The sequence below is a fragment of the Bradyrhizobium sp. CCGUVB14 genome, assembly GCF_024199935.1.
Taxonomy (GTDB): Bacteria; Pseudomonadota; Alphaproteobacteria; order Rhizobiales; family Xanthobacteraceae; genus Bradyrhizobium.
The window spans coordinates 1170613-1185204 of sequence record NZ_JANADS010000001.1 but is presented as its reverse complement, the minus strand read 5'-3'; the positions used below and the strand labels follow the sequence as shown (position 1 = coordinate 1185204).

General features: G+C 59.9%; 21 protein-coding genes and 1 pseudogene. 10 read left to right on the top strand and 12 right to left on the bottom strand.

Annotated features, from left to right (window positions below):
• The first annotated feature begins 76 nt into the window (after nucleotides 1-76).
• The 4 genes from NLM32_RS05745 to NLM32_RS05730 all read left to right on the top strand — a co-directional run bounded on the left by NLM32_RS05745 (nucleotide 77) and on the right by NLM32_RS05730 (nucleotide 3009).
• Entirely contained in the window at nucleotides 77-1336 is a 1260-nt protein-coding gene (locus NLM32_RS05745) for a GAF domain-containing sensor histidine kinase (protein WP_254128283.1), read from the top strand.
• A gap of 259 nt (nucleotides 1337-1595) precedes the next feature.
• On the top strand, nucleotides 1596-1796 hold the full coding sequence (locus NLM32_RS05740) for a hypothetical protein (RefSeq protein WP_254128282.1): 201 nt from the start codon (nucleotides 1596-1598) through the stop codon (nucleotides 1794-1796).
• 259 nt (nucleotides 1797-2055) lie between these two features.
• Complete coding sequence (locus NLM32_RS05735) at nucleotides 2056-2292, top strand: DUF6894 family protein (RefSeq protein WP_254128281.1); 237 nt, start codon at nucleotides 2056-2058, stop codon at nucleotides 2290-2292.
• A gap of 477 nt (nucleotides 2293-2769) precedes the next feature.
• Complete coding sequence (locus NLM32_RS05730) at nucleotides 2770-3009, top strand: hypothetical protein (protein WP_375143523.1); 240 nt, start codon at nucleotides 2770-2772, stop codon at nucleotides 3007-3009.
• Nucleotides 3010-3069: 60 nt separating this feature from the next.
• Here the strand turns inward: NLM32_RS05730 and NLM32_RS05725 are convergent, their stop codons facing one another.
• Complete coding sequence (locus tag NLM32_RS05725) at nucleotides 3070-3879, bottom strand: transglutaminase family protein (RefSeq protein WP_254128280.1); 810 nt, start codon at nucleotides 3877-3879, stop codon at nucleotides 3070-3072.
• 219 nt (nucleotides 3880-4098) lie between these two features.
• Between NLM32_RS05725 and NLM32_RS05720 the strand changes: the two genes are divergently transcribed.
• From NLM32_RS05720 to NLM32_RS05710, 3 genes are all read left to right on the top strand, one after another.
• The gene (locus NLM32_RS05720) at nucleotides 4099-4269 is read left to right on the top strand and encodes a hypothetical protein (RefSeq protein WP_254128279.1); all 171 of its coding nucleotides are present in this window, start codon (nucleotides 4099-4101) and stop codon (nucleotides 4267-4269) included.
• The gene (locus NLM32_RS05715; protein ID WP_256568214.1) at nucleotides 4266-5273 is read left to right on the top strand and encodes a putative zinc-binding metallopeptidase; all 1008 of its coding nucleotides are present in this window, start codon (nucleotides 4266-4268) and stop codon (nucleotides 5271-5273) included. The genes NLM32_RS05720 and NLM32_RS05715 overlap by 4 nt, the downstream gene beginning before the upstream one ends.
• A 306-nt stretch (nucleotides 5274-5579) precedes the next feature.
• Nucleotides 5580-5762 carry a hypothetical protein gene (locus NLM32_RS05710; RefSeq protein WP_254135219.1) on the top strand — a complete coding sequence of 61 codons (183 nt, stop codon included), beginning with the start codon at nucleotides 5580-5582 and terminating at the stop codon, nucleotides 5760-5762.
• A 104-nt stretch (nucleotides 5763-5866) separates the two neighbouring features.
• Here the strand turns inward: NLM32_RS05710 and NLM32_RS05705 are convergent, their stop codons facing one another.
• The 4 genes from NLM32_RS05705 to NLM32_RS05690 are packed head-to-tail and all read right to left on the bottom strand — an operon-like array spanning nucleotide 5867 to nucleotide 9480.
• The gene (locus tag NLM32_RS05705) at nucleotides 5867-7759 is read right to left on the bottom strand and encodes an alkyl sulfatase dimerization domain-containing protein (RefSeq protein WP_254128277.1); all 1893 of its coding nucleotides are present in this window, start codon (nucleotides 7757-7759) and stop codon (nucleotides 5867-5869) included.
• A gap of 48 nt (nucleotides 7760-7807) precedes the next feature.
• Nucleotides 7808-8950 (bottom strand): HlyD family secretion protein, encoded by a 1143-nt coding sequence (locus NLM32_RS05700; protein WP_254128276.1) that lies wholly within the window; start codon nucleotides 8948-8950, stop codon nucleotides 7808-7810.
• Nucleotides 8951-8953: 3 nt separating this feature from the next.
• Entirely contained in the window at nucleotides 8954-9121 is a 168-nt protein-coding gene (locus tag NLM32_RS05695; RefSeq protein ID WP_254128275.1) for a hypothetical protein, read from the bottom strand.
• Nucleotides 9118-9480 carry a DUF3302 domain-containing protein gene (locus tag NLM32_RS05690; RefSeq protein WP_254128274.1) on the bottom strand — a complete coding sequence of 121 codons (363 nt, stop codon included), beginning with the start codon at nucleotides 9478-9480 and terminating at the stop codon, nucleotides 9118-9120. Before NLM32_RS05690 ends, NLM32_RS05695 begins: the two co-directional genes overlap by 4 nt.
• Nucleotides 9481-9690: 210 nt before the next feature.
• Between NLM32_RS05690 and NLM32_RS05685 the strand changes: the two genes are divergently transcribed.
• On the top strand, nucleotides 9691-10452 hold the full coding sequence (locus NLM32_RS05685; RefSeq protein WP_254128273.1) for an IS5 family transposase: 762 nt from the start codon (nucleotides 9691-9693) through the stop codon (nucleotides 10450-10452).
• Here NLM32_RS05685 and NLM32_RS05680 read toward each other — a convergent pair.
• From NLM32_RS05680 to NLM32_RS05670, 3 genes and pseudogenes are all read right to left on the bottom strand, one after another.
• Nucleotides 10449-10664: a hypothetical protein gene (locus tag NLM32_RS05680; protein WP_309144830.1), complete on the bottom strand. Its 216-nt coding sequence runs from the start codon at nucleotides 10662-10664 to the stop codon at nucleotides 10449-10451. The two genes, NLM32_RS05685 and NLM32_RS05680, sit on opposite strands and share 4 nt — an antisense overlap.
• A gap of 55 nt (nucleotides 10665-10719) precedes the next feature.
• Nucleotides 10720-10960 (bottom strand): annotated as a pseudogene (locus tag NLM32_RS05675) (transcriptional regulator).
• Between the two features lie 96 nt (nucleotides 10961-11056).
• A complete protein-coding gene (locus tag NLM32_RS05670; RefSeq protein ID WP_254128271.1) occupies nucleotides 11057-11266 on the bottom strand; it encodes a cold-shock protein in 210 nt (69 codons plus the stop codon).
• Nucleotides 11267-11714: 448 nt separating this feature from the next.
• Here NLM32_RS05670 and rpsU point away from each other — a divergent pair, with 448 nt between their 5' ends.
• Nucleotides 11715-11993, top strand: coding sequence for a 30S ribosomal protein S21 (gene rpsU, locus NLM32_RS05665; protein ID WP_014491574.1), 279 nt, complete (start codon nucleotides 11715-11717; stop codon nucleotides 11991-11993).
• Nucleotides 11994-12481: 488 nt separating this feature from the next.
• Here the strand turns inward: rpsU and NLM32_RS05660 are convergent, their stop codons facing one another.
• The 3 genes from NLM32_RS05660 to NLM32_RS05650 form a co-directional block, all read right to left on the bottom strand.
• On the bottom strand, nucleotides 12482-12760 hold the full coding sequence (locus NLM32_RS05660) for a DUF1488 domain-containing protein (protein ID WP_014491573.1): 279 nt from the start codon (nucleotides 12758-12760) through the stop codon (nucleotides 12482-12484).
• Nucleotides 12761-12821: 61 nt separating this feature from the next.
• A complete protein-coding gene (locus NLM32_RS05655) occupies nucleotides 12822-13118 on the bottom strand; it encodes a hypothetical protein (RefSeq protein WP_014491572.1) in 297 nt (98 codons plus the stop codon).
• Nucleotides 13111-13377, bottom strand: a complete 267-nt coding sequence (locus NLM32_RS05650) for a hypothetical protein (RefSeq protein WP_254128270.1) — start codon at nucleotides 13375-13377, stop codon at nucleotides 13111-13113. Before NLM32_RS05650 ends, NLM32_RS05655 begins: the two co-directional genes overlap by 8 nt.
• 344 nt (nucleotides 13378-13721) lie before the next feature.
• Between NLM32_RS05650 and NLM32_RS05645 the strand changes: the two genes are divergently transcribed.
• A complete protein-coding gene (locus NLM32_RS05645; RefSeq protein ID WP_254128269.1) occupies nucleotides 13722-14069 on the top strand; it encodes a hypothetical protein in 348 nt (115 codons plus the stop codon).
• Between the two features lie 114 nt (nucleotides 14070-14183).
• On the opposite strand, the gene NLM32_RS05640 is transcribed toward NLM32_RS05645, so the two are convergent.
• On the bottom strand, nucleotides 14184-14429 hold the full coding sequence (locus NLM32_RS05640; RefSeq protein ID WP_014491569.1) for a DUF6894 family protein: 246 nt from the start codon (nucleotides 14427-14429) through the stop codon (nucleotides 14184-14186).
• Between the last annotated feature and the right edge of the window lie 163 nt (nucleotides 14430-14592).

Below are 14592 nucleotides of genomic sequence, written 5' to 3'. Positions count from 1 at the left end.
CCCTAGTATTGTTCCGAGAACGTTTTCACTTTCGGGCGTTGGTCTTGGAACCGGAATGCTCCCTGATTATAGTTCAATGATGACTGACCTCAGCGCCGACATCACTGCTGTTCAGCAAATCAACGCTGTTCCGAAAATTTTGGATGCCGTAACCCGAATGACGGGCATGGGCTTTGTAGCGGTCGCCAGAGTGACCAGCGATCGCTGGTTGTGCTGTGCCGTTCGTGACAGCATCGATTTCGGCCTCGTGGAAGGGAGCGAACTTCGCGTCGAAACGACGATCTGCAATGAGATTCGCGACCATGGCGAACTCGTTGTCATCGATGACGTCGAGACGGATGCTGGATTTTGCAATCACCCCACGCCGCGCATGTATGGTTTCAGGAGCTACATCTCGGCTCCGATCAGGCGTGCGAACGGAGAGATCTGGGGCACGCTCTGCGCGATCGATCCGCGACCGCGAGAAATAGATCGACCTGAGATCGTCGATAGCGTTCGGCTCTTTGGGGAATTGATCGCTGCACAGCTCGATCTCAACGAGCGCTTCGAGCGCTCTCAAGCTGACCTTGCCGCGAGGTCGGAGAGCCTGCTCGCCAGTGAGGTGGGGCGGCAGTCTGCCGAAGCGGATCTGAAAAGCACCCGAGCCGATCTGCTTGATGAACGAAAGACGTCGGAGCTGCGGGAGCAGTTTATCGGCGTCTTGGGACACGACCTCCGCAATCCGCTGGCTTCAATAGCCGGCGGCATGCGCGTTCTCCTCAAAGAGGCGAATAGCGAGCGAGCGCCCGACATCGTCGCATCAATCCAGAAGTCCGTGATGCGAATGGCGGGTCTGGTGGACAACATCATGGATTTTGCCCGCGGTCGCCTCGGCGGCGGATTGACGATCAGGCCCGACGCAAGCGAGCCACTGAGCCCCGTGATCGAACACGTTGTCAACGAAATGCGTTTGGCGTGGCCAGACCTTAGCATCGAAACCGATATTGCCCTGAACGAGCCGGTTCGATGCGATCGCATCAAGATCAGCCAATTGTTCTCCAATTTACTCGGGAATGCGATCACCTATGGCGACAGCGACAAGCCAATCATTGTTTCGGCGAAGACGGACGATGGAAGATTTACCCTCAGGGTGACAAACTACGGTACGCCGATCTCGGATAAGGCGATGCAAAGCCTGTTTTTGCCGTACACCCGCGGCGACCGTCCCAGCCAGCAAGGTTTAGGTCTCGGCCTCTTCATCGCATCCGAGATTGCCCGAGCCCATGACGGGACGCTGAAGGCCGTCTCGAGCGGCAAAGATACAATTTTCGAGTTCAGCATGCCTGCGACGACTTAGGCCGCTCTTGCGGGCAAACAGAGTAGATTGAGCAAGTAGCTCAAGACACCAAAGAAGCTCTCTGTATCGGCCTGTTGGCGAGCCGAATCTCGATCCATTAGAACGGAGAGCTGCTGTGCGCGGCTTGCGCCAGATTTTTTCTGGTCATGTTGATCTTTGTTATGGTTTGAACTTATCTGTTTTGTAGCGTTTTGTTCGTCGTGAGCCCGTGGCTATCGCCCGGTCGCCAGTTGTCGATATCAACTTGGAGATGAACGCCATGCGGAAGCGACGTCGTTTCAAACAACAACTCACGTTGCAGGAGCGACTGACAACGTGGTCCAAGGAGGTTCTTGACCAGGCCGCCAAGCTCCCGCCGGGACCAGAAAGGGATGCGCTGATCAAGAAGGCCCGTCAGGCCGATGTCGCCTGCCACCTGGATGAATGGGCGCATTCGCCGGAACTGCAGCCACCGGTCTGATAGTCTTGTCGCTGGAACAATCCATTGACCAAGTCAGGTGATGGTGGTCGATGCCCGATGGCTCGAATTCGATTCTGAGGCGCTTACGGAGGCAGCCTGTCCAAGTTGCCGCGGCTTAGACCCGGCAGACCCCGGAATCTCTGGCAACCAAGTTAGAGCTGGCGTATTGTCTTCCGATCACCGGCCGAGGCTTGTCCCGTAGGCGTCGGCGACTGAGAGACCGAGAGCGCTCCCGCCTGCATGGAAGTGGAGTGCTCTTATGGAACGCTATTTCTTTGACATCCAGAGTGGCCGCGAATTTTTCGCCGACGAGGAAGGACTACGACTGCCCAATCAGCAGGCTGCTGAAGTTGAAGCGATGCAAACGCTGACGGGGATCGCCAGAGAGTCCGTGTTCAAAGGCAGTCGTCCAGATTTGGCGGTTGAAGTGCGCTCGATGACTGAACGGCTTTTCTGCGTATCGATCGTCTATCGAAGTGAGAGCACGAAACATTGAGGCTGCCTGTGAGAACAGACGCCTCCATCTCGACTGGGTCTCCGGCTGCAGTTGGAGTACTCGACTAGCCGTGAGGCTGTCCAAAAACATTTCTTCAATCATGTCTGGTCGGAGCGCCTTCGAGCACATATATCAAGGTGGTCACCGCCCCACCCGAGGCAACCATCGGTGATGAGAACGCCTGTCGCGCTCCCGCCCATTCAAGGGAGAAAGCCGTGCAGGTTAGTAGCGAGTCTCAATCTTCGACATTCGAATACCGTCTCACTCAAGAGGCGATCAATTTGCGCCAGCAGGCTCAAGAGATGCCTGTTTGCGTCCGGCGCGCCGAACTACTTCAGAAGGCCCGGCAGATCGATGTTGCCCTGGAGGTGAACAGGTGGCTCAGTTCTCCGGGACTTCAGCCGCCAATGTAATTCGAATCCTGGATCGGCTTGCGGACCTCTCGCGCTGGCGCAGACATCTTTCCAACAGGCGCTCATGATGATCCGATATTTCTTCGATATCAGAGACGATCGGGAACTGTACCCGGACGAAGACGGAATAGAGTTTTCAACGCAACGTGAGGCCGAGATGGAGGCAGCTCACACCTTGGCGGGATTGGCGCGCGATTTGGCCGGTGAGGAACACCGGCCGGACGTTGCTATCGAGGTTCGAACGGAAGCCGAGCACGTATTTCAAGCCGCATTGACCTTCGAAGCGAATAAGGCCGGGCAATAGTTCTGTCTTTCGCGGTTCCGGGGATTCGATATGGACCGTCGCATTGCAGCCCTTTTGCGATCAGCCGGTGAGTTCGTCGGTCCAAACCTTGAAACTCAGCAACGTGTTGGGTCCGAATGTCTGGGTGATCGGAACGTCGGCGGCATCTCGGCCCTGCGCGATCAGGACGCGACCAATCCGCGGAATGTTGTTACGCGGATCGAACGTGTACCAGCGACCACCGATATAGGCTTCGAACCAGCCCGCGAAATCGCCGGCGGCATAGGGGGGCTCCATGCCAATGTCACCGAGATAGCCGGTGCAGTAGCGCGCAGGAATGTTCATGCAGCGGCAGAACGCAATAGCCAGATGTGCATAGTCCCGGCAAACGCCTTTGCCTTCGTTGAACACTTCCCAGGCGGTCTTGGTCGAGCGGGCGTGCTCGTAGCCGAAAGCGATGTGGTCATGCACGAAGTCGCAGATCGCCTTGACCCGTGCCCATCCGGGCGCGGTCCTCTCGAACAACTTCCACGCCACGTCGGTAAGTCGGTCAGTCTCGACATACCGACTGCCGAGCAAATATACGATAGTGTCCGACGGAAGATCTTCCACTGCGTGCTGCCGGGCCGATGGTACGATCACGTCGGGTACACCGCTGTCTCGGACCGTGCCGTCCGCTGTGAGGCGCATGCGGCCGGCGGGCGCGACAAGACGGCTACACCAATTTCCGAAACCGTCACGGTATGGCGTGATCGGCACTGACGGCTCGCTAACAAGATGATCGGGCAGGACAATGTCGGATGCCCGTGTGAAGTGGGTGCCGACAACTGCGATAAGAGGGGTCGGTTGCGGAAAGTCGTAGATCATCTCGAAGCCGACGCGGATCTTCATGGATGTAGCTCCAAAGAGATGATTGCGATCGTCGCGAAACCCGTTGGGGCATCGTTACCGATGAAGGCTGCGAGCGCTCGGTGTGAACAGTATGCCATCGCAGTCCCGACTGCCAGCCGTATGCTCGATTGCGTTAAGAACATCCGCCCGGCGCCTGGCGGAACCCGTCTCAAACTGAAAGCTTTGTTGAAGATGAAAATGCGATCCGGAGTTACGCCCATGTCCATTCAACCGGCGCAAGACTGGCGGGCACAGCCTGTATCCGAGAAGGCCTCCTACCAGGGCGCGTGTCGCAGCGTGAGCGAGGCCGATGCTGACATTCTGAGGAAACGCGCGTTGAAGAGGCAACGTGCGCTGATCGACACCCTCAATGGTCGTGCGCCTTCATGAGAGATTTCAAATGCCCTCATTGCGGGCAGTTATCGGCCTTCGAGCTCTCCAAATGCAATGGCTGTATGCAGCCGTTGATCTTCGATCCCGAAAACATGGCAATGATCGGCGCGGAAAGTGCCACTGAATGCGTTAACCGGAATATCATCAATTGCAACTGGCGCGCGGTTGCGACGACTCCCTACTGCATGTCGTGCTCCCTGACCAATGTCATTCCCGCCACGCAAAATCCTCGTAACGTGGCCCTTTGGAAGCGCGTGGAGGAAGCCAAGCGCAGGCTGATCTACGACCTGCGACGACTCCGCGTGCCTATCGCGTTCGCGGGCGGATTTCGCCTCGCATTCGAGATTCTCTCGGACGAGCATGCACCGGTCATGACCGGTCACGAATCCGGCCTGATAACGCTCAACCTTGCGGAGGCCGACGACGTGCAACGCGAGATCAGGCGTGTCTCCTTTCGCGAACCCTATCGCACCCTGCTTGGTCACTTTCGACACGAAATAGGGCACTTTTACTGGAATGCCCTGATCAACGAAGCCGGTTTTCGAGCGCCGTTTCGGCTTGTGTTTGGCGACGAGACCGAGGACTACCAGGCTGCGCTTGCCGACTATTATGCCCGTCAAGATTGGTCTTGCGATCCCGCAACTCACATTAGCATGTATGCGACCTCTCATCCCTGGGAAGATTGGGCGGAGACTTTCGCTCACTTCCTGCACATCGTCTCGACCCTGGATTCCCTGGAGGGACTTCCGTTGTCGTTGGACGCGCGCGGAGAGCACACGCTGAATGACCCGTATCTGGAAAGCGATTTCGGTGCGCTCCTTGAGTTGTGGACCCCGCTCGCTCTGACGATCAACCGCCTCAACCGCTCACTTGGTCTTGCCGACGCGTACCCGTTCGCCATTTCACCTGCAGTCGAGGGAAAGTTGCGCCTCGTGCACATGGCAATCACCGCCTTCAGGAATCGGCAGGGAAATGCGCCCACAACGCAGATGATGTGCTAACCTGAATCCTGGTTGAAGCGCTTAGCTCGCGAGCCGCGCGGCACTTGGTTGCGACTTTGGCTGAACGTCCGGCAGAGGAGTTGCCTGGACTCTAGCTCGCCACTCGGGAACCTGCATCCTGCGATGACGTTGATGATTGCAGGCCTCCGCTTGCCGTTGCTCGACAACGCGCCGGGACCTCGCGAAAGATCTGGCGCAAAGCGGAGCGTTCAAGCCGGCCCGCTCCCGGGCGAATACCCCTTGGGCTGCCATGGCGACTATCCGAGCCCCAGACCGGCGCTGATCCAATTCCTGGAGATCAAAATGATGAAAAGCGAAGCGAAGGCTGCCCGGCATCTGCGGGAGGCGAACAACGTGTTCAAAGCGGTGCGAACAGAAAAACCAATGACCGATTACGCGAAAGATCAGCAATCCCTGCACGATAACCACGAGCGCTTGAAGGCGGCCCGATTGGCGCGTGAAGCCAAGCCGAAAGACTCCCGGGCATAATCGTCGCTCTCGATTTAGGGCGCGTACTCATAAATCCTAGTTTGAGCCCGCTTCGCTCGGTACGGACCCATTCGCTAAGAACTTGCTAAAACATATTCCGGATTTCAGAGCCGACCGACGCCGCTGGCTGGAACCAGTGTGTTCTTTTCCGGCTCGAACTTGTCGAACAAGTCCAACACACGGTCGCAAGCTGCCGCGTCGCCGACGACTTTCAATTCGTTCCTGTCGGCGAGCTGCGCGACAGTCGCCTGGTTGAGATAGAGTTTGGTCCACCCCTCGCGCGTCAGTGCGAGCGTGAAATCCGGTTTGCGATAGTAGCGGCCGGCATCCGGGACATATTCGACGACGCCGCGCCGGACGTGCAGCGCCACCGCCTTGTTGTCGGCATCGGTGAACTCGAACCGGATCATGGCGTCGGTGTCCTTGGCCTTGACCGGATCGATTCGGACGCGGTGCCGGTCGACGAATTCGCCGGGGCCGAACGACTTGACCTGCTCAAGCGTCGGCGGCACCAGCCGCGGGACCTTAGCTTTGCCCTCCAGCGCCAGCGCTGCCGTCAGCGACACCGGGCGCGCAATCATCGAGGTGGTATGCTGCGCGGCGGTCCGCAGCAGATCGGCCTTGAGTTGACGAAGTTCGGTATCGCCGGGGTCGAGCCGCCAGAGGTAGCCGACGAGCTCCAATGCCCACGCGTATTCCTTGTTCTGCTGCGCCTCCTTGGCGAGTGCGATCACCTTGTCCCGACCGCCGAGCGCTGGAACGAGGCGCAATGCGACCTCCTTCCGTGGCAACCTGAACAGAGTCGCGGCGTCGCCATCCCACCAGCCCAGCGCATACTCGGCGATGTAGGGCGGGTACCATGCGAACAGGCCGTAGATTTCGGCGAGGTACGGATCGTTGCGCAGGTGATCCGGTAACTGCACGAAGTCGATCAGGTCCTCCGGGCCGAGACCTTTGAGGATGCCCCGCAGTGTCTGGTCCAGCATCAGATTGCTGAAGTCGAGATAGTTGTTGAGGTGGGCGAAGATCGCATCCTTGCCTTTCAGGGTCAGCGTCGGCTGGCCGATCAGCATTTCCGGCTGCAGATCGCGCAGCACGCGCGTGGCATCCCGCCAAGCGCGCGGATCGCGCCACAGCGAGCCGCGCGGCGTGTAGATGTTGGGCGCGTAGGGCCACAGCACGTTATTCAACGCCACCTTCTGGTCGGGCATCCAGACCAGCATGGTGTCGCTGGAATCGGTGCTTCCTTCCGTGAAGAACTGGAAGCGGATGCCGGCGATCGTCATCTCCTCCCCGTGCTTCACTGGATGGTTGACCGGCACGAAGCCGCGCGCGCCCAATTCGACCGTGAGCCCCCATTTGCCGTCGGGGCCCTCGTTCGGCAGGAACGCGTTGAAATACTGGTAGACCCGCGCCCATTGCAGCGGCTCGGTCTCTGGAAAATAGGCGCCGACTCCTGAGGTCTGCAGGTTGGCGTTCAGGTTCGGATGACCGATGATGAGGACGTCCTTCTCGCCTTCGAGCAAGGGCGCCGTGCCGAGCACCTCATGCGAGTGGCTGTACAGCACGGCCTTGATCGGCTTGTCGGTGACCTTACGGATCTCTTCCCTGTAGATCTTGCCGTCTTCCAGGTTGTCGCCGGTTTCCCAGACGATGACGCCGTCCGTGCCGACGATGAAGGCCGATCCGACGCTCGGGGTCTGCATCACCCAGATGTTGTCGGCGACCTTGATCGTCTCCCGGCGCGGCGGAAACGTCTTCGCATGGGCGTCGAGCGCGGCCTGGTTGACGATCGCGCCGTTCTCCGCCTTCCCGAGTTGCACCGGCGCGCCCATCAGCGGCGCCAGGCTCTGGGATTTGAGGATTGTTGAGCCGCCAACCGGCGACGGCGATGATTGAGGCGCTTGCGCGGATACCGATGCGGGCGCAGCGGCCGTGGCGAGTATCCCTGCACTTGCAAGAAGGGCATCGCGTCGGTTGATCGGTGAATTCGACATGCCTCTAACCTCCTGCAGACTTGGTCGTTCGGACGGACGGCCCTCGGATCATGTGCCCCACGCGAGATAGTTCAAGATGCTGCTGGTGCGGAGCACCCCCTTGCGGAAGGTGCCGGCGAAAGGAACGCGGTCGGTGTAGACGGCCGCTTCGCCGCGCACGCCGGCAGGCAGGCGAAGGTTGGCGTCGTCGAGCTGCAGGACCGCAGCAAAGCGCGGCGGAGGGCTCGTCGACGACGTCAGCGCCGCGATGACGCCGCCGACCGGAATCTGGCCGCCATTGGTGATGTCGACGGTGTCGACCACCTTCGCGGTGAAGACGAGCCCCGGATACATCGGGAAGATGACCTCGGCCGCATCGCCCGCGCTGACGCCGAGAAAGGATCCCTCGGGGAATGTCGCCACCACCCTGCCGCGGCTGCTTTCGGCGACGTCGCACACGAACGGCATCACGGCGCTCCCCGGACTGACGATCTGCCCAGGCAGGATGTTGACGTTGGATACGAAGCCGTCGCAGGGCGCGACGACCTTGGTTTCGGCCACGTCGTTCTCTGCCGCCTCGAGCTGCTGCCGCGTTTGCGCCACTGTGGTATTCTCGCCGCCGACGTTGGAGGTGAAGCGGAGCCTGGCTGCTTCCTCGGCCGCCCGGGCGCCGACCTCTCCCTGAGTCGCGGCGTCGAGGTCGCGCTTGGCGGTGTCGACCGTGGCTTGCGCGACCACGTTGCGGCTCAGAAGCTGCGCTTCGCGGTCGTAGCTCTGCTGTGCCAGCGCGGTCTGGGCTTGGGCTCGCTGGCGCGCCGCAATCGCCTGGTCGAGGGCGGCCTTCAACTCGGATACGCCCTGCTGGGAAGCCGCCAGCGAGGCCTTCAGCCGCTCGACCTCGAACTGAAACGGCTTAGGGTCGATCGTGAACAGCACGCTGCCCTTCTTCATCGGATTGTTCGGGGCAACGACGACCTCCGCCACACGGCCGGGCTTTGAGGTGCGCGGGGCGATCTGCACGACCCGGCGCAGCACCTGCACGTCGCTTGAGCCCGGATGGTAGAAGTTCATCGCCCACAGGATGTAGATGAACAGCAGCGGCCCGGCGGCGGCCAGTACGATGGCGATCGGCAGCGACAGGCGGATCAGCCTGAACTTGACAAAGATCAGCCAGACGATCGCGGCATATCCGAGGAAGAGCGGCCATTGCATGGGTCAGCTCCTTGCAAGCCGGTCGCGGATGCCGTCGAGCCGCGCATTGAGGTCCGCCAGCTCGCGCCGCAGTGCCTCGGCGCTGCCGGGCTCCGGCTCGCCGGGCTTCGGCTGATTCTCGCGCCAGTACCAGTAGAGGATCAACACCGAGGCGATCATGGCCGGGATCATCGAGCGCCCGCCTTTCCGAGCTGCCGCTCGATCTCCGCGATGCGATCCGAGGTCGTCTTCAGAGCGTCTTTGAGGCCGGTAAGGTCCGGCGGCGGGGCAGGTTCGCGGCCGGCAGGAACGAGATAGGCCCAGATCAGTGCCACGGGCCAGAGCGGCGGAAACAGCAAGCCAAGCCACCCGCACACGGCAATAGCGGTGGCCTGCGGATGGCCTCGGCGGGAGGCCGTCTCGCCGGGAAGTTTGCCGAGCCAATAGAGGCACCATGCAGCCCCGATGAACAGGCCGACAAGGATCGCCAGGCAAAGCCACCAGATGAAATCGAAGCTGGACTGGCCGATCAGGGTCGCGCTGGCTGACATGACACGCCTCCGCACTTAGCAGTCGGTTCAATCAAAAAACCAAGGGCAAAATCTGCGGTTGCACCGATCGAACCACAAACGCTCGCTTCTCGTCAAACGCATTTCGTGTCCCTCCGGCTCGTGGTCCCTTGCGGTTCCACATGGTCGCGCGAAGAGCATTGCGTTTGTTCAGACCACCGTGATTCAAGCTCCCAAACTGGAGCTCAAATCATGCGCTACGAACTCGCGGATCACGAATGGACTGGCATAATGCCGCTGCTTCCCAACAAGCCCGGTGGCGTGCCGCGAGTGAATGACCGTCGTGTCCTAAATGGCATATTCTGGGTCTTGCGGTCTGGAGCACCTTGGCGAGATCTGCCGGAAGCTTTTGGCCCATACACTACTTGCTACAACCGCTTCGTACGCTGGCGACGGGCCGGTGTCTGGGGCCGCATCATAGATGCACTTGCCGCTGCGCATAATGCCGCTGTCCAGATGATCGATACCTCCATTGTCCGCGTGCATCAGCATGGAGCCTGCATCACAAGAAACCAGCGCCAATCGATGGGAAGGTCACGCGGCGGCTTGACGAGCAAAATCCATGCGGTGGTCGATGGCAATGGTCTGCCGGTACGGCTGGCGCTGAGCCCAGGTGAGGCCCATGACGTTCGGCTCGCCGGAAAACTGCTGTCTCGCCTGAAATCGGGGTCAATGCTGCTTGCCGACCGTGGCTACGATGCGGACTGGATCAGAGAGCTTGCCATGAAGAAGGGCGCGTGGGCCAACATCCCGCCGAAAAGCAATCGCAGCGAACCGATCTGCTTCAGCCCCTATCTCTATTGTGCCCGCAACCAGATCGAGCGGTTCTTCAACAGGATCAAACAATGTCGTCGGGTGGCGACGCGCTACGATAGGCTCGCCGCCAACTATCTCACATTCGTTCAACTTGCGTCAATCAGACTATGGCTACGCCTTAATGAGTCCACGTCCTAGAGCATCGAGAGCACGACGATTCCGTTTTCGAGCTCGCCGGAGGCGAGCCGCGCACGGGCGATATGCTCGAATTCTTTTCGATATTTGTGAAGATAACTGAAGGCCTGCTTGTCGGTCTGAAACGTCGTTGTAAGCCTGCAAATCTGCCGTGCTGCGCCAAGCGCAAGCATGAAAGTGACCGTTCCCCCGCCGTCTGCTTTGACTCTAGGCATCCACCCAGCCCGTGCAATTCGGTTTCACGATGATGCCGTGCGATTGCGAGTTCGACTATCGCGCCGACCTGTTTTTGCGCTTCGTCGGTGCGGGCGCAGGCAGCGATGCCCGAAACGCGATGTCGGCAACTTCCTTGGCCTCACGCAGCTCGCGGAGGCGCGCCATGTTCTTTCGCACCTCGATGGCCTGCCGTTCCGCGTCAGCCAATGCCCGCGCGCCGTCTTCAGCGGCCAATCGCTTGCGGTTCGAGCGCGATGCCTTCGGGCGACTGCTCTGCCGATTTCCTGGCGATCATGCTCAACCCGCATTATGAAAAACAAAACCCGCTCCATCCGAAGATCGAGCGGGCAGCCTGCCGTTTCAGTACATCCGTGAAAGCGGCGTCGACAAATCAAGCCAGCGAGAGGTTTTCGGCGCTCACTTTGCCGCGCATCTTGTCGGTCTTGGCCTCAAAGTTAACCTTTTGGCCCTCGGCGAGACCCGCAAGGCCAGCCCGTTCGACCGCGCTGATGTGAACGAACACATCATTGCTGCCGTCGGTCGGCTGGATAAATCCAAAGCCTTTTTGGCCGTTGAACCACTTAACAGTACCTCTCGTCATTTTCATTCTCCAAAGCGCGCGAGCGCGCATCGCGTGACGATCACGCGATTACTTCAACTTCGTCGATGTCTTTGGAAAAGGAGCCCGCGGGCGCGTTCAACAAGGCACAGCGGCTAATCGAGTAGTTTCAATATACATCTTTTTCGGCTTTTTGCAAGGCAATGCTCAAAACTGTTTTCGAGAGCGTTCTTAGGTGAGCGCTTTGGGGCGCGCGTTCTTTGCCAGCGAGAGGCGCCAAACACGTGTGGTGACGGCGCTATCCATTGACAGCGCGGCTGATAGTAGTCACGTTGTTCTGCCGAACTTGATTGCCGTGACGCATAGACCGGCGTGTTCGAGGCTGGCGGAATAAGAGGCCGTCACTCCTATCATCACAATCGCCACGAGACTCCTGCGCAGTTGGCTGCATGCAGGACTTGCGCATTCGCAGCCCAGCGAGGAATGTCAATTGCAGGTACTTGTTCGCGACAACAATGTCGACCAGGCCCTTCGTGTTCTGAAGAAGAAGATGCAACGCGAGGGTGTCTTTCGCGAAATGAAGCAGCGGCGCTCATACGAAAAGCCTTCCGAAAGAAAGACGCGCGAAAAATCCGAGGCTATTCGCCGGGCCCGTAAGCTCGCTCGGAAGCAGGCCATCAGGGAAGGTTTGCTGCCGGCGCCCCCGAAAAAGAAGCTTCCCGAGCGCAAGCCTCCCTTGCCGCAGATCGCCGGCAAGGAGCGCGCGTAACGGGAATTCGCGTAGAGGAACGTTATTGCCATAGATTAATTGCCATGGTGGTTGCGCCGAGTTCGACGCAGCAAAAGCGGGGCTGCATAGCTGCCAGATTTCAGTCGCGGTCTGTAATCCAGGAGATCGAGATGACGAAGACGGGCACGAGTGATCATCGCATTCTGACCCAACGCGCGCGTGCCGCTCACCTGGCTGGCAAAGTTATAGACGAGAGGATTCTGCGAATGGCGACGATCAAGCGATGCGAAGGCAGCGTTTGATCGAGGGACCATCGGAGTTCAGGGCCGTCCGCGTCGATCGTTCAAGAAAAACTATTGATCGTTAACTGGCCTTCAGTCGCTTACGGGTTCCTTGCGACGTCCAGAACGCATTGACGTTGTCTTGAGCATCGGCCTGTCCGTCTCTGCTGGGCGAGTTATCGGGCGCCGGGGCCAACTTGTGAAGAATTGGCCTAAGCGATTCCCAGATCACGACATGGCATGTTGTTAGGTTCTGAAATCGATGCCGCGCAGCACGATACCCCGAGGATCTCCTTCAAGTTCCGTCGCTCGATACTTGCTGGCCGCGCGGGCCTCGATGCGGTCGCGTAGGCGGACGAATTGGGCTTCGCGCTGCTCGGGGCGGACCTGCGGGCCGCGCTCAAGATAGTCCATCGCGGTGGTCGAGATCGCGCAGGGAATTTCCTTACCGCCGTCCTGCATCGAGAACAGCACGATCATCCGGTCATATTCGTGGCCGATGTAGCGACCGCTCGTGAGCGTCATGGCTTCCTCCTTTAAGTGACCGTTGCTGGCACGATCGCGCGTGCGGAGAGTTGCTCTGCCATCAGTCCTCGCCCGAGAGCCGGACGAAGTCGTCGAGCAACGACGCGACCAGCGCCCGGTGCCTCGTATCCTCGGCGGGCAGGCTCGCGGCATAGAGGTTGAGCAGGTGCCGCGCCTTGACCGCAGCCTCCGGCCAGGAAGCGGCGGGCACCGTCATCATGCGGTGTTCAAGTTCGGCCTCCCGCTCACGCAATTCCCTGACATGGGCCTCGACGTCTGCCAGCGCGCGGCGCAGATCGGTAGCCTTCTGCGCAGCCATGCCGCGATGCTTGTCGAGATCTACGGGATGGTCAGTCATGCGCGGCGCTCGCATCCGCAGCCTGCGCATTGGCGAGATCGCCTGAGCTGATCGAGAGCATCTCCATTGAGTCGCGAACGCCTTCCGCCGGCACCATAATCATCGTCGCGATACGGCGATAGGCCGAGAAGGTGAGACCCTCGATCGTTTCTTCATCAGTGATGACCTCGTAGGCGCCGGCGGGCAGCAGCCGCTCGATGCCGCGGATTCGGAACGGATGTCTGAACGTGAAGGTCTCTCGCCGTGAGCGGATGGTCATGCACGCCTGCCTTTTTGCAAGAGGGGCCCTAACCGACCGACAGCGACGACCATGCGCCCGTCATTGAGCAATAGCCAGCACATTCGCCATTGCCGCGCGCTGACGTCGCAGTGCAGCCTTGCCCGAACTGCGTTTTAGCACTCGCTATTGGCGCCTCGCAGGCGTAGGGTTGTCGCATCACCGCACTTCTCAACGGCATCGACCGGTGACTGAGGGTCACGTGCGCTCCCGCCGACAGAGTTGCAGGAGCGCTCGATGTCGCGTTCGCGCCTCGGAATGGATGGTCCCGCCGGTGATCGTTCCGTTATTCCTTTTGCTTCTGGTGTGTGCTGCGGCCATCCTCAATGGCTAAGGCAACGCGCGTGCCTTACCTGGTCATGGGGACCAACGAATATGGCAGCGCCAATCTCGGCCGTGGCAGCGCGATCGTTGCACTGCGGCTCGCGCGAAAGCTGCTGCGCGACGGTTACATGGATGTCCGCGTCTGCACGCCTCGCGGGCGCATCCTGCAGTCGGACGAACTGAAAGAACTTGGACCCCAACAGGAGATGGACGTCATGGCCAAGGGACAGCAACGCGGCAATCGCGAAGCCAAGAAGCCGAAGAAGGAAAAAGCCAAGGTGATCGCAGCACAGCCCAGCCGGAAAGAGGTCGCCTGGCAGCCGGATTTCGGGTCGGCAAAAAAGAGGTAGGCGGCGCAGTCAAGCCTGAGGCGGACGCTTGACCGCTATTGCGGCGCGACGAGGGGCCACCTCATGGATGCTCGAAGGTGGATCGAGGAGCAACGCCGGCACCTATAGGCCCTGTCACTGTTGCCGCCCTCCGTCGCCAAATTCGAACCCCACATGCATCACGGGACCGGCGTCGTCCCGTACCGCAATTGCCATATGGCGCTTTGAAGAACTGCCAGATTCATACGTCGCATCCCGTGCCATGTCGGCCAATGACTTTGCCGCCTCAACCTGCGCCGCCCGAAAGTCAGCAAGTTCCAGACCTTCCTCGTCAAGGAACAGGCCGTCATCGTCGACGAGATCGAAATAGTACCGGGTCATGACGCACTCCGGAGACAGACGGGAGTTCCATGTGCCAGCGACCGATGCCCCTTGTGCAGCCTCGATCGGTGATGGAGGACAAGAGATGTGGCAGAAAATGGTTGCTGGTCCGACGGCCCGCACGAGGATCTCAAAGTCCGCTGTCTAGCCTGGCACACCTGCG

Bases quoted from the DNA above. Each gene is read 5' to 3' on its own strand.
- NLM32_RS05745 (WP_254128283.1), top strand. From the start codon at position 77: ATGATGACTGACCTCAGCGCCGACATCACTGCTGTTCAGCAAATCAAC.
- NLM32_RS05740 (WP_254128282.1), top strand. From the start codon at position 1,596: ATGCGGAAGCGACGTCGTTTCAAACAACAACTCACGTTGCAGGAGCGA.
- NLM32_RS05735 (WP_254128281.1), top strand. From the start codon at position 2,056: ATGGAACGCTATTTCTTTGACATCCAGAGTGGCCGCGAATTTTTCGCC.
- NLM32_RS05730 (WP_375143523.1), top strand. From the start codon at position 2,770: ATGATGATCCGATATTTCTTCGATATCAGAGACGATCGGGAACTGTAC.
- NLM32_RS05725 (WP_254128280.1), bottom strand. From the start codon at position 3,879: ATGAAGATCCGCGTCGGCTTCGAGATGATCTACGACTTTCCGCAACCG.
- NLM32_RS05720 (WP_254128279.1), top strand. From the start codon at position 4,099: ATGTCCATTCAACCGGCGCAAGACTGGCGGGCACAGCCTGTATCCGAG.
- NLM32_RS05715 (WP_256568214.1), top strand. From the start codon at position 4,266: ATGAGAGATTTCAAATGCCCTCATTGCGGGCAGTTATCGGCCTTCGAG.
- NLM32_RS05710 (WP_254135219.1), top strand. From the start codon at position 5,580: ATGAAAAGCGAAGCGAAGGCTGCCCGGCATCTGCGGGAGGCGAACAAC.
- NLM32_RS05705 (WP_254128277.1), bottom strand. From the start codon at position 7,759: ATGTCGAATTCACCGATCAACCGACGCGATGCCCTTCTTGCAAGTGCA.
- NLM32_RS05700 (WP_254128276.1), bottom strand. From the start codon at position 8,950: ATGCAATGGCCGCTCTTCCTCGGATATGCCGCGATCGTCTGGCTGATC.
- NLM32_RS05695 (WP_254128275.1), bottom strand. From the start codon at position 9,121: ATGATCCCGGCCATGATCGCCTCGGTGTTGATCCTCTACTGGTACTGG.
- NLM32_RS05690 (WP_254128274.1), bottom strand. From the start codon at position 9,480: ATGTCAGCCAGCGCGACCCTGATCGGCCAGTCCAGCTTCGATTTCATC.
- NLM32_RS05685 (WP_254128273.1), top strand. From the start codon at position 9,691: ATGCGCTACGAACTCGCGGATCACGAATGGACTGGCATAATGCCGCTG.
- NLM32_RS05680 (WP_309144830.1), bottom strand. From the start codon at position 10,664: ATGCCTAGAGTCAAAGCAGACGGCGGGGGAACGGTCACTTTCATGCTT.
- NLM32_RS05670 (WP_254128271.1), bottom strand. From the start codon at position 11,266: ATGACGAGAGGTACTGTTAAGTGGTTCAACGGCCAAAAAGGCTTTGGA.
- NLM32_RS05660 (WP_014491573.1), bottom strand. From the start codon at position 12,760: ATGACGCTCACGAGCGGTCGCTACATCGGCCACGAATATGACCGGATG.
- NLM32_RS05655 (WP_014491572.1), bottom strand. From the start codon at position 13,118: ATGACTGACCATCCCGTAGATCTCGACAAGCATCGCGGCATGGCTGCG.
- NLM32_RS05650 (WP_254128270.1), bottom strand. From the start codon at position 13,377: ATGACCATCCGCTCACGGCGAGAGACCTTCACGTTCAGACATCCGTTC.
- NLM32_RS05645 (WP_254128269.1), top strand. From the start codon at position 13,722: ATGGCTAAGGCAACGCGCGTGCCTTACCTGGTCATGGGGACCAACGAA.
- NLM32_RS05640 (WP_014491569.1), bottom strand. From the start codon at position 14,429: ATGACCCGGTACTATTTCGATCTCGTCGACGATGACGGCCTGTTCCTT.